The organism is Ornithinimicrobium kibberense (assembly GCF_006519705.1).
In the GTDB taxonomy this organism is placed as follows: domain Bacteria; phylum Actinomycetota; class Actinomycetes; order Actinomycetales; family Dermatophilaceae; genus Ornithinicoccus; species Ornithinicoccus kibberensis.
Genome location: NZ_VFXM01000001.1, coordinates 44,977 through 63,632, shown reverse-complemented (window position 1 = coordinate 63,632; position 18,656 = coordinate 44,977). Strand labels below are relative to the sequence as shown.

Below are 18,656 nucleotides of genomic sequence, written 5' to 3'. Positions count from 1 at the left end.
GTCCCCGCGACGATCCTATGCGTCCCGGGCGGCGACCGTCTCGACCGGCCGACCGGAACCGTCCATGGGCCTCGACCTATCCGTCGTACCGGCGGCCCTGGCCGCCCGGTCGACGAGCGCGACGGCCTCGGCCAGCGTGGCCACCTCGTGCACGCGCATCCCCGGGGGCGGCCCGCCCTCGCTCAACGAACCGGTCGGGACGACCGCCTCGGTGAACCCGATGCGCGCGGCCTCGGCGAGCCGCCGTGGCAGGCCGGTCACCGGTCGCAGGTCGCCGGCCAGACCCACCTCGCCGACCGCGAGGGTGCCGACCGGCAGGGGGAGGTCGACCAGCGCGCCCGTGAGCGCCAGCGCCAGGGCCAGGTCGGCCGCGGGCTCGGTCAGCCGGACCCCGCCCACCGTGCTCGCGTAGCAGTCGTGCCGGCCGAGCGGCACCCCGGCCCGCTGGCCGAGGACCGCCAGCACCATCGCCAGCCGGGAGGAGTCCAGGCCGCTGGTGGTGCGTCGCGGGGAGCCGGCCGCCGCCTCGCTGACGAGGGCCTGCAGCTCGGCCACGAGGGGCCGGCGCCCCTCGAGGGTGACCGTGACGCAGGTCCCCGGCACGGGTCGGTCACGACTGGTCAGGAAGAGCCCGCTGGGGTCGGGCAGCCCGGTGATGCCGCCGTCGCCCAGGTCGAAGCAGCCGACCTCGTCGGTCGGGCCGAAGCGGTTCTTCGCGGCCCGGACCAGTCGCAGGCGGGAGTGGCGTTCGCCCTCGAACTGGACGACGACGTCCACGAGGTGCTCGAGCACCCGCGGCCCGGCGATCGACCCGTCCTTGGTGACGTGCCCGATGAGCACGGCCGCGATGCCGCGGGACTTGGCGGCCTGGATGAGGGCGGCGGCGACCTCGCGGACCTGGCCCACGTTGCCGGGCGCCCCCTCCACCTCGGCCGAGGCCACGGTCTGCACGGAGTCCACGACGAGCAGCTCGGGGTCGGTCTGCTCCACCTGCCCCAGGATCGTGGCCAGGTCGGTCTCGGCGGCGAGGTAGAGCGTGTCCGCGAGGGCGCCGATCCGCTCGGCGCGGAGCTTGACCTGCGCGGCCGACTCCTCCCCGGAGACGTAGAGCACGCGCCGTCCGTCCCGGGCGGCCCGGGCGGCGACGTCGAGGGCCAGCGTGGACTTGCCGATCCCGGGCTCGCCGGCCATGAGGACGACCGCCCCCGGGACGAGGCCACCACCCAGGACCCGGTCGAACTCCCCGACCCCCGTCGGCCGTGCTCGGGCGGTCCGGGCGTCGACGTCGGCGATCGGGCGGGCCGGCCGGGGCGGCGGCTGGGCGGACGTGCGCACCGCCGCCGGTGCGCCCTGCTCCACCACGGTGCCCCAGGCCTGGCACTCCCCGCACCGGCCGACCCACTTCACGGTCGTCCAGCCGCACTCGGTGCACCGGTACGTCGGTCTGGTCCCGCTCCTGCTCGCCACCCGGCCAGCGTAGGGGCCGCGACCGACAGGCCCTGCCCGTCGGGCCATCCCCCCGTCAGTCCGTCCGGCCCCTCCCGCCCCCGGTCCCGCGGGCAGCCTCGGTGGCCGGGTGCACCAGGAGGGGCAGCCGGCGGCGCTCGTGCTCCTCGCAGAACCGGGCGAGCACGGCATACGCCTCGGCCCCGAGGAGCTCCACCAGCTCGGCCCGCAGGGACCGCCAGACCGGTTCGACGGCGGTGTGCGCGTCGGGGGACCCGGTGCAGTACCAGTCCAGGTCGTGCCCGCCGGGACCCCACGACCGGCGGTCGAACTCGGTGACCGTCACCTCCAGGTAGGCCTGGCCGTCGGGCAGCTCCACCTCCCGGTAGGACCGGCGGACGGGCAGCTGCCAGCAGACGTCCGGCTTGGTGGTCAGCGGCTCGCGGCCCTCGGCCAGGGCCAGCGCGTGCAGGGCGCATCCGGCACCACCGGGGAACCTTGGGTCGTTGAGGAAGATGCAGGCGCCGTCGACGACGCGGGTGGCGGTGGTGTCCTCCTCCGGCACGTGCCAGCCCTCCCGGGTCCCGACGGCGTGCTGCTGCCAGACGGAGGCGTCCAGCCGGTCGACGGCGCGGCCCACCCGCTCCAGGTCGTCGGCGTCGGTGAGATGGGCCCCGAGCGTGCAGCACCCCGCCTCCGGCCGGGTGGCGTCGATGCCGCGGCACCCCTGGCCGAACAGGCAGTGCCAGCGCGAGGTCAACCAGGTCAGGTCCGCCCTGACGCGCTGCGCCGGTTCCGCGGGGTCCACGAACTCGACCCACGCGCGGGGGGCGTCCAGCGGGGTCTCCGTCACCCCGCCAGGGTAGGGGGCAATAATGACGGGCATGCGCCTCGGAGTCATCGACGTCGGCTCCAACACCGTCCACCTGCTGGTCGTGGACGCGCACCCGGGCGCGCACCCGCGGCCCGACTGGTCCCACAGCGTGCCCCTGCGGCTGGCCGAGCACCTCACCGCGGACGGTGACATCTCCCCGGAGGGGGCCGCCACGCTGGCCAGGCTCGTCGTCGACTGCGTCGAGGTCGCCGAGAGCCGAGGGGTCTCGCAGGTGATGGGGTTCGCCACGAGCGCCATCCGCGACGCCGGCAACACCGAGGACGTGCTGGCGGGCGTGGCGACCGCCTCGGGCGTCGACCTGCAGGTCCTCGACGGCGACGACGAGGCCCGGGTGACATTCCTGGCGGTGCGGCGCTGGTTCGGGTGGTCCGCCGGCCGCCTGCTCATGATCGACGTCGGCGGCGGGTCCCTGGAGCTGGCCGCCGGGCTGGACGAGGAGCCCGACGTGGCCGTCTCGCTGCCGCTGGGGGCCGGACGGCTGACCCGGGAGCTGGCCGGGGACCCGCCCGACCCCGAGGACGTGCGGGGCCTGCGCAAGCGGGTCCGCAGCAGGATCGCCACCGTGCAGCCGCAGCTGGCCCGGGTGGGGGAGCCGCAGCTGGCCGTCGGGACGAGCAAGACGGTCCGGTCCCTGGCCCGGATCTGCGGGGCGGCCCCGCGGGCGGACGGGCCCTACGTGACCCGGACGCTCAGCCTGGCCGACCTGTCCGGGCTCGTGCCCCGGCTCGCCCGCACCACCGCGGCCGAACGCGCCCGGCTCCCCGGGGTGTCGGCGGCCCGGGCCCCCCAGCTGCTGGCCGGGGCCCTGGTCGTGGAGTCGGCCATGGAGCTGCTCGGCACCGAGTCCATCACGGTGTGCCCCTGGGCCCTGCGAGAGGGCCTGATCCTACGATTCCTGGACGGACTGCCCGATGACTGAGACCCACATCCCGGTCCACCTGTCGACCTCGTCGGTCTACCCCGAGAACGCCGCCTACGCCTTCGACGTCGCCCAACGGCTGGGCTACGACGGGGTGGAGATCATGGTCTGGACCGACCCGGTCACCCAGGAGGCGGGCGCGCTGCGCTCCCTCGCCGAGCTGCACGGCCTGACCATCGGGGCCATCCACGCACCCACCCTGCTGCTGTCCCAGCGGCTGTGGGGGTGGGACCCGTGGGGCAAGATCGAGCGGTCGCTCGACCTGGCGGCCGAGGTCGGGGCGGGCTGCGTGGTGGTGCACCCACCCTTCCGGTGGCAGCGGGGGTATGCCGAGAACTTCATCGAGGGGGTCGCCCAGCGGCAGGCCAGCTGGGGCGTGAAGCTGGCCGTGGAGAACATGTTCCCCTGGCGGTCCGGCGTCAACGCGATGCAGGCCTACCTCCCCGGGCCCGACCCGCGGGACTTCCCCTACGGCGACGTCACCCTCGACATCTCGCACGCCGCCACGTCCGGCATCGACCCGCTCGCCCTGGCCCAGGACCTGGGGGACCGGGTCAGCCACCTGCACCTCGGCGACTCGTTCGGGTCGTTCAAGGACGAGCACCTGGTCCCCGGCCGGGGGAGCCAACGGTGCGGCGACGTGCTCGAGCACCTCGTGAGCACCGGGTTCGACGGGGTGGTGAGCCTGGAGGTGAGCACCCGCAAGATGCGCACCGACGTGCGGGAGGAGGCGCTGGCCGAGTCTCTCGCCTACGCCCGTCACCACCTGGGGCAGCACGACCTGCCCGGTGCTCAGCCCCTCCGGGCGTAGCCTGTGCCCATGGACCTCGCCGACCTCAACCCGTCCGCGCTGATGCGCCAGACCCTGCTGGGGATGAGCCGCAACGACCAGCTCCGCTCGGTGGTCGAGGCCGCGCCCGTCAGCCGGGAGGTCGTCCGCCGGTTCGTCGGCGGGGTCTCCGACCAGGACGTCATCGGGGTGGCCACCGAGCTGGTGGACACCCGTCGGCTGGTCACCATCGACTACCTCGGCGAGGACACCGTCGACCCGGTGATGGCCGAGCGGACCCGGGACGCCTACGTCGGCCTGCTGCAGGCGCTGTCGGAGGCCGGTCTCACGGCCGACGGCACCGTCGAGGTCAGCCTCAAGCTCAGCGCCCTCGGGCAGGCGCTGGGCAGCGACGGCAACGCCATCGCCCTGGAGAACGCCCGGGTCATCTGCCAGGCGGCCGCGAACGCCGGCACGACGGTGACGCTCGACGCCGAGGACCACACCACGACCGACCTGACCCTGTCGGTGCTGCGCGACCTGCGTCAGGACTGGCCCTGGGTGGGGGCCGTCCTGCAGAGCTACCTGTACCGGACGGAGCAGGACTGCCGCGACCTCGCCACCGAAGGCTCCAGGGTGCGGCTGTGCAAGGGCACCTACAAGGAGCCGGAGTCCGTGGCCTTCCAGGACAAGGCGGACGTCGACCGGTCCTTCGTGCGCTGCCTCAAGATCCTCATGGAGGGTCCCGGCTACCCCATGGTCGCCTCGCACGACCCCCGGATCGTGGAGATCGCCACCGTGCTGGCCGACAAGGCCCAGCGCGAGCCGGACACCTTCGAGTTCCAGATGCTGCTCGGCATCCGTCCTGAGGAGCAGCTGCGGCTGGCGGCCACGGGCGCCCGGATGCGCGTCTACGTGCCCTACGGGGAGCAGTGGTACGGCTACCTCATGCGGCGGATGGCCGAACGTCCGGCCAACCTGGCGTTCTTCCTGCGCGGCCTGGCGACGCGGGGCTGAGGATGGGGACCACGATCGCCCTCCTGGGCGCCGGGGTCATGGGCAGCACCCTGCTCGCGGCGCTGGTCCGCTCCGGCCACGACCCGCAGGACCTCGTCGTGGCCGACCGCTGGGCCGAGCGCGCCGCCCAGGTGGCCGGCGACCACGGGGCCCGGACGGCGGCCTCCGACGCGGCGGTCGCCGAGGCCGACGTCGTCGTGCTGGCGGTCAAGCCCCAGGACATGGCGGCCCTCATGGAGCAGGTCCACGACGAGGTGCGGCCGGGGACGCTCGTCGTGTCCATCGCGGCCGGCATCACCACCGAGTTCCTCGAGCACCACCTGCCCGCGGGCACCTCCGTGGTCCGCGCGATGCCCAACACCCCGGCCCTCGTGGACCAGGGCATGACCGGGATCAGCCCCGGGCGGCACTGCAGCCCCGACCAGCTGGACCAGGCCCGCCAGCTCCTGCGCAGCGTCGGGCAGGTCATCGTGCTGGACGAGTCCCACCAGGACGCCGTCACCGCCATCAGCGGCAGCGGACCGGCCTACATCTTCTACGTCGTGGAGGCCATGATCGAGGCGGGCGTCCTCCTGGGCCTGCCGCGGGACACCGCCACCGAGCTGGTGGTCCAGACGCTGTACGGCGCGGCCACCATGATCCGGGAGACCGGAACGCACCCCACGGTGCTGCGCGAGCAGGTGTCCAGCCCGGGCGGCACGAGCGTCGCCGCCCTCCGCGCGCTCGAGGACCACAAGGTCCGGGCCGCCTTCCTCACCGCGATGGAGGCGGCCGCCCGCCGGTCGCACGAGCTGTCCCCACCCCCGTCCTGACGTCCCCGGAGGGTCCCGGGCGGGCCGGTCGCGCCCCGGTCGGCCCACCCGGGCACCTCGACGGGGCCGTCCGGCCGTGTGACAGAGTAGGGCCATGAACGACATCCGCGTGCGCGTGCTCGATGAGGACGAATGGGCCACCTACCGGGACGTCCGGCTGCGGGCGCTGCGTGAGTCTCCGGAGGCGTTCGTCGCCTCCGCCGAGGAGGAGGAGGCGTTCGACGACCAGCGCTGGAAGGACCGGATGGTCCGCTCGCGACGCATCCTGGCCCAGGACGGCGACGAGGTCGTGGGGGTCGTCAGCGTCGGCACCGGTCACCGCACCAACATCCCCGGGGCCGGCGAACTGTTCGGGCTGTGGGTGGAGCCGCCGCGTCGCGGCAGCGGCGTGGCCCGGCGCCTGATGGAGAAGGCAGCCAGGGTCGGCCGCCAGGTCGGGCTCAAGCAGCTGGTCTACTGGGTCGGCACCGACAACGGCCGCGCGGTCGCGTTCGCGTCCAGCTTCGGCTTCCGGCCCACCGACGACCGCCGGCCGATGCGCATCCGGGGGGTCGACGACGAGGACGCCGACTCCGAGGAGATGATGATGGTCTACCCGCTGAGCGACACCGGCGGCGTCCCCACCTCGCTCTGAGCGGGTCGGGCCCCGACCGGGCCCCGCGCACCGTGGTCTAGCGTGGGCTCCATGACCGGGTCATGGGTGATGTGGGACGAGCGCTACACCGCGTACGACTTCGGTCCCGGGCACCCGATGCACCCCTCCCGGCTCGACCTGACCCACCGCCTCGCCGACTCCCTCGGGCTGCTGGACCATCCGGACGTCGAGGTCCGCCCCGTCCGGGAGGCCACGGAGGCCGAGCTGCTGAGCGTGCACACCCCCGAGCTGGTCGAGGCCGTCAGGGCGGCATCCGCCGACCCCGGGTCGGCGACCGGCAGGCACGGCGTCGGCACGGAGGACACCCCCGCCTTCCGCGGCATGCACGAGGCCTCCAGCCTGGCGGTCGGGGGCACCGTGGAGGCCTGCGAGGCGGTCTGGGAGGGCCGCGCCCGGCGGGCGGTCAACATCGCGGGTGGCCTGCACCACGCGATGCCGGAGTCCTCCAGCGGGTTCTGCGTCTACAACGACATCGCCGTGGGGATCCGTCGCCTGCTCGACCTGGGCGCGCGACGGGTGCTCTACCTGGACCTGGACGTGCACCACGGCGACGGGGTCGAGCGCTGCTTCTGGAACGAGGACCGGGTGATGACCCTCTCGATCCACGAGACGGGCCGGGCCCTCTTCCCCGGCACCGGCTTCCCGGGGGACACCGGAGGGGCGAAGGCGATGGACACCGCCGTCAACGTCGCGCTGCCGCCGGGCACGGGCGACGAGGGCTGGCTCCGGGCCTACCGCGCGGTGGTGCCCGCCGTCGTCGAGGCCTTCGACCCCGAGGTGATCGTCAGCCAGCACGGGTGCGACGCGCACTTCTCCGACCCGCTGGCCCACCTGAGCGTCACGGTGGACGCCATGGCCGTGGCGACGGCGTGGGTCCGCGAGCTGGCCGACGGGACCTCGGACGGCCGCTGGATCGCCCTGGGCGGCGGTGGCTACGAGCTCGTCGACGTGGTGCCGCGGGCGTGGACCCACGTCGTGGGCGTGGTCACCGGGCGTCCCGTGGACCCGGTGACCCCGGTGCCGCAGTCCTGGCGGGACCACGTGCAGGAGGTCTACGGGAGGGAGGCGCCGACGCTCATGGGCGACCGTGGGGGCCGGCCGATCCGCTACGGGGAGTGGTCGGAGGGCCACGACCCCGAGGACGCCGTCGACTCGGCGATCATGGCCACCCGTCGCGCGATCTTCCCCGGCTGGGGCCTGGACCCGTACTTCGACTGACCGCCCGTCCCTCCCGTCCCGTCCGCCCCGTCCCGCGTGTCGCGCTGGACACCGGGGTCCCGGACTTCCCCTGCACCCACTTCTGCCCCTAGGGTGTCTTCGACAGCACACGTGGAGGCGGGCCGGAGGGGAAGCCGCGACCGTTCCCACGTCTATACCGAAGAGACGGGAAGCGTCCTAATGGCTGAAGAGCGTCAGCTCGGCGAGATGACGTTCATGACCGTGGCCGAGGTGGCCGCGGTGATGCGCGTGTCCAAGATGACGGTGTACCGGCTGGTGCACTCCGGCGAGCTCCCCGCGGTGCGGGTGGGACGCTCCTTCCGGGTCCCGGAGAAGGCGGTCCACGACTACCTGCAGGACTCCTACCACGGCACCGCCTGAGCGGCGGCCCGCCGGGGCCGGCCGGCCCCGGGGTGTCCGCCCCGTGGTCGGCGTGGCTGCGCCGTTTGGGGCAGGGTGGACCCGCGCGCTAGGCTGGGCCGGTTCGTCGTGCGGGTGAGCGTGGCAGCGATGCCGTCGCCGGTGCCGTCACCTGCCGGTGCCTGGGCCGCGACCCTGGCCGGTCGCCCCGCGTGACGCCGAGGCACGACCCGACCATCGAGACGAAGGACGGCCCATGGGCTCTGTGATCAAGAAGCGCCGCAAGCGGATGGCGAAGAAGAAGCACCGCAAGCTGCTGCGCAAGACGCGTCACCAGCGTCGCAACAAGAAGTGAGCGAACGGCCACGACCGGGTGCGGTCGTGGCCCGAGCCCTGTGACGGCGTCGCCCCCGGGCGGCGCCGTCGTGCTGTCCCGGAAGGAGCAGGTATGCCGTGGTGGCGCCCGTCCGCGCCGCGGGCCGGGTCCGGCCCCCGGGTGGAGGTGGTGACCCGGCAGGGCTGCCACCTGTGCCAGGAGATGATCGACGTGGTCCGACGGGCCGTCGGGCCGGAGGTCCCGGTGCACCTCGTCGATCTGGACGTGGGCCCGGTGCCCGGCGGCGCCCGCGAACGGTGGACGACCCTCGTGCCCGTGCTGCTCGTCGACGGGAGGGAGGTCGCCCACTGGCGGGTGGACGAGCGCACCGTGCGGGCCGCCGTGGGGCCCGCGGGTCGGAGCCTCCCGGCCCGCGTTTTGGTCCGACGGCGGCGACGACCCTAGAGTGAGGGGGTCCTCGTCGAGCGTCGGTGCCGGTCTGATATAAGGCCCCGCTCGACGTCAGTCATCCGAGAGGAGCCGCTGCGCCCATGACGGCCGAGCCCACCCGACGCGGGGTACCGGAGGCCACCGTCGGGCGACTGCCCGGCTACCTGCGGGCCCTGACCTCCCTGGGGGACGAGGGTCGGGCGTCGGTGTCGAGCGAGGAGCTGGCGGACCTCAGCGGCGTACGGTCGGCCCAGGTGCGCAAGGACCTCTCCAGCCTGGGTTCCTACGGCGTGCGCGGAGTCGGCTACGACGTCCCCCGGCTGTCGGACCAGATCGCCGCCGAGCTGGGCCTGAGCCGAACCCGACCGGTGGTCATCGTGGGCATGGGCAACCTGGGGCGGGCCCTGGCCTCCTACGGGGGCCTGACCACCCGTGGCTTCCACGTCACCGCCCTCGTGGACACCGACCCGGCCGTCGTGGGCCGACGGATCGACGGCTTGACCGTGACCACCATGGACCGGCTCACGCCCGGGTCGACCCGGGCGGGCGTGGGCGTGATCACCACCCCGGCCGGCGCCGCCCAGGAGGTGGCCGACGCTCTCGTCGAGGGCGGGGTCCGGTCGATCCTCAACTTCGCCCCCGCCGTCCTGAGGGTGCCGCCGACGGTGCACGTGCGGGCCGTCGACCTGGCCGCCGAGCTGGCCATCCTGGCCTTCCACGAGCACCAGCAGGCCCTGTCCACGGCCGACGGGGAGGACGTGGGATGAGCGTCCTCGTCGTGGGGCTGTCCCACCGCACCGCCCCCATGGACCTGCTCGAGCGGGCCGCGCTGGGCCCCGAGGGCGCGCGCGACCTCGCCTCCCGGGTCGGTGCCGGGGAGCACGTCGAGGAGGCCCTGGTCCTGGCCACCTGCAACCGGCTCGAGGTCGTCGTCGAGGCCGGCACCTTCCACGGTGCCCTCACCGAGGTGGGGGAGCGCATGTGCGAGCTCACCGGGATCCCGCGCGAGCAGCTGAACCCGCACCTCTACGTCCACTACGACGAGCGGGCGGTCAGCCACCTGTTCGGGGTCGCCTGCGGCCTGGACTCGATGGCCGTCGGCGAGAGCCAGATCCTGGGGCAGCTGCGCGACGCGCTGGCCTCCGCCCAGCAGGACGGGCGGGTGGGGCCGGTGCTCAACCCGCTGCTGCAGCAGGCGTTGCGGGTGGGCAAGCGGGCCCACGCCGAGACCACCATCGACGAGGTGTCCCGGTCGCTGGTGAGCACGGGGCTCGACCTGGCGGCCACCGTCCTGCCCGACCTGGCCGGTGCCCGCACGGTCGTCGTCGGCGCCGGGGCCATGTCCGGCCTCGCCGTGGCCACGCTGGCGCGGGCCGGTGTCCGGGACCTCACCGTGGTCAACCGCACGGCCGCCCGGGCCGACCGCCTGGCCGGCGAGCACGGGGCGGGCACCGGCGACTGGGTGGACGTGCTGGACCTGGCCGCGGGCGCCGACCTCGTGGTGACCTGCACCGGTGCGGTCGGCCACGTCCTGGAGGCCGACGCCCTGCAGGAGGCGCGCGCGGGCGCCGGACGGGTGGACAGCCCCGCCGTGCTGCTCGACCTGGCCCTCCCGCGCGACGTGGACCCGGCGGTGACCGGGATCGACGGCGTGCGGCTGTGGGCGCTGGCCGACCTCCAGCGCGAGATGACGTCCGGGTCCGGCGACGGCGCAGCCTCCGGGTCCGGCGACCGCGTGGCGGTGGAGGCCGTGCGCGACCTGGTCACCGCCGAGGTCGCCACCTACCTGACCGAGCGTCGGGCCGCCCGCCTCGGCCCCACGCTGGCCGCCCTCCGTGCCCAGGCCGCCCGGGTCGTCGACCAGGAGATGGTCCGGCTCGACCAGCGGGTGCCGCACCTGGCCCAGGACGAGCGGGCCGAGGTGCGCCGGACCGTGCAACGGGTGGTCGACAAGCTCCTCCACACCCCCTCGGTGCGGGTCAAGGAGCTGCAGCACGGTGGTGAGCCGGCCGACTACGGGCAGGCCCTCCGGGAGCTGTTCGACCTCGACCCGGCGGAGCCGGCGGTCGTGCGCACCGCGCCGCCCGAGGTGACCGCCGCACCGATCTCGGAGGCGTCGCTCCCCTCCGCGCCCGCGGACAGGGGGGCCCGTCCATGACGACGCCCACGACGACGACCACGACGACGCCCGCGACAGCGGTCAGCACCTCCGGCCACGACCTGCCCGACCGCCCCCTGCGCCTCGGCACCCGGGCCAGCGCCCTGGCGACCAGCCAGTCCGGCTGGGTCGCCGACCGGCTGCGGGCCGCCGGCGTCCGGGTCGAGCTCGTGCACGTGCGGACCGAGGGCGACGTGTCCCGGGCCAGCCTGCGGCAGATCGGCGGCACCGGCGTCTTCGCCTCGGCCCTGCGGGACGCGCTGCGTGCGGGCGAGGTCGACCTGGCGGTGCACTCGCTCAAGGACCTGCCCACCGCGGCCGAGCCCGGCCTGGTCGTGGCCGCCGTCCCGGAGCGGGAGGACCCCCGCGACGCCCTCGTCGCGCGCGACGGCCTGACGCTGGACGCCCTGCCCAGGGGGGCCTCGGTCGGCACCGGGTCGCCGCGGCGGGCGGCCCAGCTGGCCCTGGCCCGGCCGGACCTGGACGTGCGCGACATCCGGGGCAACGTTGGCACCCGCATCGGCCTGGTGCGCGACGGGCAGCTCGACGCCGTCGTCCTGGCCTGCGCCGGCCTGTCCCGGCTCGGCCGGGCGGGCGAGGCCACCGACCGTCTCGACCCCGACGTGATGCTCCCCGCCGCGGGTCAGGGCGCGCTGGCGGTGGAGTGCCGGGAGGACGACCGGCCCCTCGCCCGCTTCCTGCGCGACGTCCTGGAGGACGCCCCCACCCGGGCCGCCGTCACGGCCGAGCGGGCGGTCCTCGCCCGCCTCGAGGCGGGCTGCACCGCACCCGTCGGCGCGCTCGCCCGGGCCGGCGCGGACGGCGCCCTGGCCCTCACCGCCTTCGTGGCCCTGGGGGACGTCCCCCGCCGCCACGCGGAGACCGGGTCCGACCCGGTCGCGCTCGGCCACGAGGTGGCCGAGCACCTGCTGTCCCGTCCCGACCCCGTGGTCGGCCGCAGCGACGACGCCGCGGCCGGGGGGTCCCTCTTCACCGGAGCGTGAGAAGTGAGCACCGACGCCGCCCCGATCGACACGGCCGCCGAGACGCGGCCCGCCACCTGCGGACGCGTCGCCTTCGTCGGCGCCGGACCGGGTGACCCCGGCCTGCTCACCGTGCGCGCCCGGGACTACCTGGCCGCCGCCGACGTGGTCGTCCTCGACACCGCCGCGCAGGCCGACCAGCTCGCCGCGTGGACGCGGGAGGACGTCGACCTCGTCGTCGCCGACGAGTTGGACGGTCCGTCCCCGACCGAGAGGCGCCGGTGCGAGCTGCTCGTGCGCGCCGCCGCCGCCTTCGACGCACCGTCGCACCTGGTCGTGCGGCTCATGGACGGCGACCCCAGCGCCTTCAGCGGGCTGGCCGCCGAGGCCCTCGCCTGCCGGGACGCGGGCGTGCCCTTCGAGATCGTCCCCGGCGTGAGCACCGCCTGGTCGGTCCCGGCCTACGCCGGGGTCCCGCTGACCACCTCCGAGGGTGGCGGCGAGCTGCACATGATCACCGCCGGGGAGTCCGGTGTCGACTGGTCGCTGTCGGCCCGCGACGACATCACCGTCGTGGTCCTCGGCTCCGGCGACCCGCTCCGGCAGGCGCTGCAGGGGCTGCTCGACGCCGGCCGGCCGACGGACAGCCCGGTGGCGCTGACCGAGCACGGCACCACCACGACCCAGCACACCAAGGTCACCACCCTGGCGGGGGCGATCCAGGCGCTGGAGCGGGGTTGCCCGGACTGCCCCGACGCCTCGGTCGCGGTCGTGGGTCGCCAGGTCGAGCTGCGCGCCGAGCTGTCGTGGTACGAGACCAAGCCGCTCTTCGGCTGGTCCATCCTCGTGCCGCGCACCAAGGAGCAGTCGGTGAGCATGACCGAGCGGATCGCGGCCTACGGGGCCACCTCCTCGGTGGTGCCCACCATCAGCGTGGAGCCCCCGCGCACCCCCCAGCAGATGGACCGGGCCGTCAAGGGGCTGGTCACCGGACGCTACGAGTGGATCGGGTTCACCTCGGTCAACGCGGTGCGGGCCGTGCGGGAGAAGTTCGAGGCCCTGGGCCTGGACGCCCGCGCCTTCGCCGGGCTCAAGATCGCCGCCGTGGGCGGGGTGACGGCCGCCGCCCTGCGCGAGTGGGGGCTGGAGCCGGACCTCGTCCCCCAGGGGGAGCAGTCGGCGCTCGGCCTGCTCGAGGAGTGGCCGCCCTACGACGACGTGCTCGACCCCATCAACCGGGTGTTCCTGCCCCGCGCCGACATCGCCACCGAGACCCTCGTCGCCGGGCTGCAGGAGGTCGGCTGGGAGGTCGACGACGTCACCGCCTACCGGACCGTGCGCGCCGCGCCGCCGCCCGCCCCCGTGCGGGAGTCGATCAAGGGTGGAGCCTTCGACGCGGTCTGCTTCACCTCATCCTCGACGGTGCGCAACCTCGTCGGCATCGCCGGCAAGCCGCACCCGAGCACGATCATCGCCTGCATCGGGCCGGCGACGGCGAGGACCGCCGAGGAGCACGGGCTGCGGGTGGACGTGGTCCCGCCCGAGCCCAGCGCCACGATGCTCGTGGACGCCCTGGCCCAGCACGCCCGTGAGGTGGCTGCCCGGGCCCGGGCCGAGGGGCAGCCGGTGCTGCGTCCCAGCCAGCGCCGCACCGCCGGGCGGCGGACCCGGTCCCGCCGATGACCGGGCGCGCGGCCGCCGGCCCGCTCGCCCGGCCGCACGAGCGGCCAAGACGGCTGCGCACCACCCCTGCGGTGCGCCGCCTGGTCGCCCAGACCCGGGTGCACCCCGCAGAGCTCGTGCTGCCGGTCTTCGTGCGCGACGGCATCCCCGAGCCCCGGGGGATCACCTCCATGCCCGGCGTCGTCCAGCACACCCCGGACTCCCTCCTGCGTGCGGCGTCCGAGGCGGTCGCGGCAGGGGTCGGCGGGATCATGGTCTTCGGGGTCCCCGCCGAGGACGACAAGGACGCCACCGGCAGCTGCGGCACGGACCCCGACGGGGTGCTCAACCGGGCCCTGCGGTCCCTGCGTGCCGAGCTGGGGGACGAGACGGTCCTCATGAGCGACCTGTGCCTGGACGAGTTCACCGACCACGGGCACTGCGGGGTGCTGGACGACCAGGGACGGGTCGACAACGACGCCACGCTGGAGCGCTACGCCGTGATGGCGGTCGAGCAGGCCCGGGCCGGGGCCCACGTCGTAGGCCCCAGCGGGATGATGGACGGGCAGGTGCGCGTCGTCCGGGAGGCGCTCGACGCCGCCGGGCACCAGGACGTCGCCGTGCTGGCCTACACCGCCAAGTACGCCTCCGCCGCGTACGGGCCGTTCCGGGAGGCCGTCGGCTCCAGCCTCCGCGGCGACCGGGCGACCTACCAGCAGGACCCCGCCAACCGCACGGAGAGCCTGCGCGAGCTGCGCCTCGACCTGGCGGAGGGGGCGGACCTGGTCATGGTCAAGCCGGCGCTGCCCTACCTGGACGTGGTGGCCGACGTGGCCGCCGTCTCGGACGTGCCGGTGGCCGCCTACCAGGTGAGCGGGGAGTATGCCATGATCGAGGCTGCGGCGGCCCAGGGGTGGATCGACCGCGACCGGATGGTGCTGGAGACGCTCACCTCGATCCGCCGGGCGGGTGCCTCGATCGTGCTCACCTACCATGCGGTGGAGGCGGCCCGACTGCTCTAGGGGGAGGACGATGACCGAGGACGACGACGCCACCCGTGAGGTGCGCTGGCTCGACGACGACGAGCAACGCGCCTGGCGTGCGATCCTGCGCGGGACGCACCTGGTGACGCTGGCGATGGAGGAGGCCCTGGCGCCGCACGGGGTCAGCCTGGGGGAGTACGAGCTGCTCTCCATGGTCGCCGAGGCCCCCGACCGGCGCCGGCGGATGGCCGAGCTGGCCGACCTGGTCGTGCAGTCCCGCAGCCGGGTCAGCCACACCGCCTCCCGGCTGGAGCGCCGGGGCTGGGTGCGGCGGCTGCCCACCGCCGACGACCGCCGGGGGGTGGTGCTCAGCCTCACCGACGAGGGGTATGCCGTGGTGCGCCGGCTCGCCCCGGTGCACGTCGCCAGCGTCCGCGCGGCGCTGCTGGACCACCTCGACCGCGACCACCTGCTGGCGCACGGGGAGCAGATGCGACGCGTCGTCCGGGCCAACCGGGCCTCCGAGGACCAGGCGGGCGACGCCGCCTGAGCGAGGTGGCAGGCTGGGGCCCATGAGTGGCACCGCATACCCCGACGAGGTTCCCGCCAGCCAGGCACTGCTCGAGCGCGCCCGCGCCGTCATCCCCGGCGGGGTGAACTCCCCGGTCCGGGCCTTCGGCTCGGTGGGCGGCACCCCCCGGTTCATGGCGTCCGGCTCAGGTCCGTGGCTGGTGGATGCCGACGGCCGCCGCTACGTCGACCTGGTCTGCTCCTGGGGCCCGATGATCCTTGGCCACGCCCACCCCGACGTGCTCCGGGCCGTCACCGAGGCGGCCGCGGACGGGTTCTCCTTCGGCACCCCGACCGCCCGCGAGGTGGCCCTCGCCGAGGAGATCGTGCGCCGCGTCGGTCCGGTCGAGTCGGTGCGCCTGGTCAACTCCGGGACGGAGGCGACCATGAGCGCGATCCGGCTGGCCCGGGCCTTCACCGGCCGCTCGGTCGTGGTGAAGTTCGCCGGCTGCTACCACGGGCACGTCGACGCGCTGCTGGCCTCCGCGGGGTCGGGGGTGGCCACCTTCGCGCTGCCCGACTCGCCCGGGGTGCCGCCCAGCAGCGCCGGGGAGACGATCGTGCTGCCCTACAACGACCTCGACGCGGTCGAGGCCGCCTTCGCCGAGCGGGGGGCGAACATCGCCGCGGTCATCACCGAGGCCGCGCCGGGCAACATGGGCATCGTGCCCCCCGCGCCGGGGTTCACCGCCGGGCTGCGGCGGATCACCGCGCGGCACGGGGCGCTGCTGGTCAGCGACGAGGTGATGACCGGCTTCCGCGTCTCGGCCGCAGGCTGGCTGGGGCTGGAGGGCGTCCCGCAGGAGGGCCCGCCGGACCTGTTCACCTTCGGCAAGGTCATGGGCGGCGGCTTCCCGGCCGCGGCCTTCGGGGGGCGCGCGGACGTCATGGCGATGCTGGCCCCGTCCGGTCCCGTCTACCAGGCCGGCACGCTGTCGGGGAACCCGGTCGCCTCCGCCGCCGGGCTGGCGACCCTGCAGGCCTGCACGCCGCAGGTGTACGCCCGGCTGGACGAGGTCGCCGACACCCTGACCGCAGCGGTGGCCGACTCCTTCGGGCGCCACGGCATACCCCACCGGATCCAGCGGGTCGGCTCGATGTTCAGCGTCTTCCTCCGGGAGGGCGAGGTACGCGACTACGACGACGCGCGGGACCAGGACACCGAGCGCTTCGGGCGGTTCTTCCACGCGATGCTGCGGCGCGGCGTGCACCTGCCGCCCAGCTGCTACGAGGCGTGGTTCGTGTCCGCGAGCCACGACGAGGAGGCGGTCGCGCACGTCGTCGAGGCGGTCGAGGGGGCGGCCGCGGAGATCGCCTGACCGTCCAGTCCCGTCCCAGGATGCCGTGGGACACTCCGGGCCATGCCCTCCGCCGCCCGCGAACCTCGCGTCCTGCCCGACGGCACCCCGGTCACCACCGTCCACGTGGTCCGGCACGGGGAGGTGGAGAACCCCGCCGGGGTCCTCTACGGGCGGCTGCCGGGCTACCGGCTCTCGGCGCGCGGGCACGAGATGGCCCGGGCCGTGGCCGGGTCGCTGACCGAGCACGACCTCACCCACGTCGTCGCCTCGCCGCTGGAGCGGGCCCAGGAGACCGCGGCCCCGATCGCCGCCGCCCACGACCTGCCGGTCGGGACCGACGAGCGGCTGCTGGAGTCCACGAACCACTTCGAGGGCCTCACCGTGGGCCGTGGCGACGGCGCCCTGTGGCGGGCGCGGCACTGGGCGGCCTACGTCAACCCGTTCACCCCCTCCTGGGGCGAGCCCTACCGCGAGGTGGCCGCCCGCATGCGTGCGGCGCTCGACGACGTGCGGGCGCAGGCCGAGGGCCACGAGGCGGTCATGGTCAGCCACCAGCTGCCGGTGTGGATCCTGCGGCGCTCCATCGACGGCCGGCGCCTGTGGCACCACCCCCGCAGGCGGGAGTGCTCCCTGGCGTCGGTGACCAGCGTGCTGTTCCACGGGGCCTACCCCGTCCGCGTCTTCTACGACGAGCCGGCGGCCCACCTGCTGCCCGGCGCCCTCGACGTCACCGGCACCTCCACCGGGGTGATCGAGGAGTGAGAAGGTTCCTCCGCGCGGTCCTCCCCGCGCTGGTGCTCGCCGGGCTGCTGGCGGGCTGCAGCGACGAGGGCGGCACCATCACCGCGCAGATGCGCGAGGGGGACCAGAAGGGCTACGTCGCCGGCGACGGGTCCATCGAGAGCCTGGCCCCCGACCAGCGCAGCACCGAGGTCGCGCTCACGGGAACCACGTTGGAGGACGAGCCGTGGACCATCGAGGACCTCGCCGGGACCGTGGTCGTGGTCAACGTGTGGGGGTCCTGGTGCGGCCCGTGCATCGCCGAGACGCCCGACCTGGAGGAGGTGGCGACCGCGCTGCGCGAGGCCGGGGAGCCCGTGCAGTTCATCGGGGTCAACTCCCGTGACTCCGTCCCCAGCGCCCAGGCCTTCCAGGAGAGGTACGACGTCTCCTACCCCTCGCTGCAGGACGACGGCGGCCGCACCCGCGCCCAGCTGGGCAGCATCGCCGTGGCCACCCCGACGACGCTCGTCGTCGACGGGCAGGGCCGGCTGGCCGCCCGGGTCAGCGGCCAGGTCGACGCGGCGACCCTGCGCGGTCTCGTGGACGACGTGCTGGCGGAGGAGCCCGCAGGGTGAGCGAGCTCGTCCTCTCCGGCCCGCTCCTGGGCGCCGTCCTCGTCGCCGCGCTCGCCGGCCTGGTCTCCTTCGCCTCGCCGTGCGTGCTGCCGCTCGTGCCCGGCTACCTGGGCTACCTGAGCGGGATGGCTCCCGCCGCCCCCGGACCGGACCGGGGGACGGGACGCCCGGGCCGCTCCTGCGGCCGGGCGGGCACGTGGCGACCCGTGGCCGGGGCGGCCCTGTTCGTCCTGGGGTTCTCGCTGGTGTTCATCGCGATGAGCGTGGTCATCTCCGGGCTCGGCCTGGCCCTGATCGAGCACCAGGGGGTGCTGCTGCGGGCCGGCGGGGTGGTCGTGCTGGCCCTGGGCCTGGTCATGCTCCTGCAGCCGTCGACGGCCTGGCAGCCCCGGTGGCGTCCGTCCGCCGGACTGGCCGGTGCGCCGCTCCTCGGCGTGGTCTTCGGCCTGGGCTTCTCGGCCTGCACCGGTCCGGCGCTCGCGGCGATCCAGACGCTGGGCACCTCGATCATGCCGGGGACGGGCCCGGAGGTGGTGGGCCGGGCCGTCGTGCTGGCCCTGGCCTACTGCGCCGGGCTGGGGATCCCCTTCCTGCTCGTCGCCGCCGGCATGGGCTGGGTCTCCCGGGGCTCCTCCTGGCTGCGTGACCACTACCTGGTGATCCAGCGCGTCGGGGGCGGCCTGCTCGTGCTCCTGGGCCTGCTCATGGTGGCCGGGGTGTGGGCCGAGGTCACCGCCTGGATCCAGACCAGGCTCACCAGCGGCTTCACCACGGTGATCTGAGG

At 74.9% G+C, this 18,656-nt stretch carries 21 protein-coding genes; 19 read left to right on the top strand and 2 right to left on the bottom strand.

Going from position 1 to position 18,656, the window contains the following annotated elements; translation table 11 throughout:
• Positions 1-15 precede the first annotated feature (15 nt).
• Entirely contained in the window at positions 16-1,467 is a 1,452-nt protein-coding gene (gene radA, locus FJR00_RS00325) for a DNA repair protein RadA (protein ID WP_202876556.1), read from the bottom strand.
• A 55-nt stretch (positions 1,468-1,522) separates the two neighbouring features.
• On the bottom strand, positions 1,523-2,299 hold the full coding sequence (locus FJR00_RS00320) for a DUF3109 family protein (protein WP_141336973.1): 777 nt from the start codon (positions 2,297-2,299) through the stop codon (positions 1,523-1,525).
• A 31-nt stretch (positions 2,300-2,330) separates the two neighbouring features.
• Between FJR00_RS00320 and FJR00_RS00315 the strand changes: the two genes are divergently transcribed.
• The 19 genes from FJR00_RS00315 (at position 2,331) to FJR00_RS00225 (ending at position 18,654) form a co-directional block, all read left to right on the top strand.
• On the top strand, positions 2,331-3,260 hold the full coding sequence (locus tag FJR00_RS00315) for a Ppx/GppA phosphatase family protein (RefSeq protein WP_141336972.1): 930 nt from the start codon (positions 2,331-2,333) through the stop codon (positions 3,258-3,260).
• Positions 3,253-4,071 (top strand): sugar phosphate isomerase/epimerase family protein, encoded by an 819-nt coding sequence (locus FJR00_RS00310; protein WP_075957191.1) that lies wholly within the window; start codon positions 3,253-3,255, stop codon positions 4,069-4,071. The genes FJR00_RS00315 and FJR00_RS00310 overlap by 8 nt, the downstream gene beginning before the upstream one ends.
• Positions 4,072-4,080: 9 nt before the next feature.
• Positions 4,081-5,046, top strand: coding sequence for a proline dehydrogenase family protein (locus FJR00_RS00305; protein ID WP_141336971.1), 966 nt, complete (start codon positions 4,081-4,083; stop codon positions 5,044-5,046).
• A 2-nt stretch (positions 5,047-5,048) separates the two neighbouring features.
• Positions 5,049-5,858: a pyrroline-5-carboxylate reductase gene (proC, locus tag FJR00_RS00300; protein ID WP_141336970.1), complete on the top strand. Its 810-nt coding sequence runs from the start codon at positions 5,049-5,051 to the stop codon at positions 5,856-5,858.
• A gap of 94 nt (positions 5,859-5,952) precedes the next feature.
• Positions 5,953-6,492, top strand: coding sequence for a GNAT family N-acetyltransferase (locus FJR00_RS00295; RefSeq protein WP_075957190.1), 540 nt, complete (start codon positions 5,953-5,955; stop codon positions 6,490-6,492).
• A 51-nt stretch (positions 6,493-6,543) separates the two neighbouring features.
• The gene (locus FJR00_RS00290) at positions 6,544-7,731 is read left to right on the top strand and encodes an acetoin utilization protein AcuC (protein ID WP_141336969.1); all 1,188 of its coding nucleotides are present in this window, start codon (positions 6,544-6,546) and stop codon (positions 7,729-7,731) included.
• Between the two features lie 180 nt (positions 7,732-7,911).
• Positions 7,912-8,112, top strand: coding sequence for a helix-turn-helix domain-containing protein (locus tag FJR00_RS00285; RefSeq protein WP_075957189.1), 201 nt, complete (start codon positions 7,912-7,914; stop codon positions 8,110-8,112).
• Between the two features lie 235 nt (positions 8,113-8,347).
• Positions 8,348-8,446 (top strand): 30S ribosomal protein bS22, encoded by a 99-nt coding sequence (locus tag FJR00_RS00280; RefSeq protein ID WP_003792170.1) that lies wholly within the window; start codon positions 8,348-8,350, stop codon positions 8,444-8,446.
• A gap of 93 nt (positions 8,447-8,539) precedes the next feature.
• Positions 8,540-8,872: a glutaredoxin family protein gene (locus tag FJR00_RS00275; RefSeq protein WP_141336968.1), complete on the top strand. Its 333-nt coding sequence runs from the start codon at positions 8,540-8,542 to the stop codon at positions 8,870-8,872.
• A gap of 86 nt (positions 8,873-8,958) precedes the next feature.
• Positions 8,959-9,624 carry a redox-sensing transcriptional repressor Rex gene (locus FJR00_RS00270; RefSeq protein ID WP_141336967.1) on the top strand — a complete coding sequence of 222 codons (666 nt, stop codon included), beginning with the start codon at positions 8,959-8,961 and terminating at the stop codon, positions 9,622-9,624.
• Complete coding sequence (locus FJR00_RS00265; RefSeq protein ID WP_141336966.1) at positions 9,621-11,015, top strand: glutamyl-tRNA reductase; 1,395 nt, start codon at positions 9,621-9,623, stop codon at positions 11,013-11,015. The genes FJR00_RS00270 and FJR00_RS00265 overlap by 4 nt, the downstream gene beginning before the upstream one ends.
• On the top strand, positions 11,012-12,019 hold the full coding sequence (gene hemC, locus FJR00_RS00260) for a hydroxymethylbilane synthase (protein WP_141336965.1): 1,008 nt from the start codon (positions 11,012-11,014) through the stop codon (positions 12,017-12,019). The genes FJR00_RS00265 and hemC overlap by 4 nt, the downstream gene beginning before the upstream one ends.
• 3 nt (positions 12,020-12,022) lie before the next feature.
• The gene (locus FJR00_RS00255; RefSeq protein ID WP_238330213.1) at positions 12,023-13,681 is read left to right on the top strand and encodes a bifunctional uroporphyrinogen-III C-methyltransferase/uroporphyrinogen-III synthase; all 1,659 of its coding nucleotides are present in this window, start codon (positions 12,023-12,025) and stop codon (positions 13,679-13,681) included.
• On the top strand, positions 13,678-14,682 hold the full coding sequence (hemB, locus tag FJR00_RS00250; RefSeq protein WP_141336964.1) for a porphobilinogen synthase: 1,005 nt from the start codon (positions 13,678-13,680) through the stop codon (positions 14,680-14,682). The genes FJR00_RS00255 and hemB overlap by 4 nt, the downstream gene beginning before the upstream one ends.
• 10 nt (positions 14,683-14,692) lie before the next feature.
• Positions 14,693-15,193 carry a MarR family winged helix-turn-helix transcriptional regulator gene (locus tag FJR00_RS00245; RefSeq protein WP_075957182.1) on the top strand — a complete coding sequence of 167 codons (501 nt, stop codon included), beginning with the start codon at positions 14,693-14,695 and terminating at the stop codon, positions 15,191-15,193.
• A gap of 22 nt (positions 15,194-15,215) precedes the next feature.
• Positions 15,216-16,532, top strand: a complete 1,317-nt coding sequence (hemL, locus tag FJR00_RS00240; protein WP_141336963.1) for a glutamate-1-semialdehyde 2,1-aminomutase — start codon at positions 15,216-15,218, stop codon at positions 16,530-16,532.
• A gap of 42 nt (positions 16,533-16,574) precedes the next feature.
• Positions 16,575-17,276: a histidine phosphatase family protein gene (locus FJR00_RS00235; protein ID WP_141336962.1), complete on the top strand. Its 702-nt coding sequence runs from the start codon at positions 16,575-16,577 to the stop codon at positions 17,274-17,276.
• The gene (locus FJR00_RS00230; RefSeq protein ID WP_238330212.1) at positions 17,273-17,872 is read left to right on the top strand and encodes a TlpA family protein disulfide reductase; all 600 of its coding nucleotides are present in this window, start codon (positions 17,273-17,275) and stop codon (positions 17,870-17,872) included. The genes FJR00_RS00235 and FJR00_RS00230 overlap by 4 nt, the downstream gene beginning before the upstream one ends.
• Entirely contained in the window at positions 17,869-18,654 is a 786-nt protein-coding gene (locus FJR00_RS00225) for a cytochrome c biogenesis CcdA family protein (RefSeq protein WP_141336961.1), read from the top strand. The genes FJR00_RS00230 and FJR00_RS00225 overlap by 4 nt, the downstream gene beginning before the upstream one ends.
• Positions 18,655-18,656: the final 2 nt, after the last annotated feature.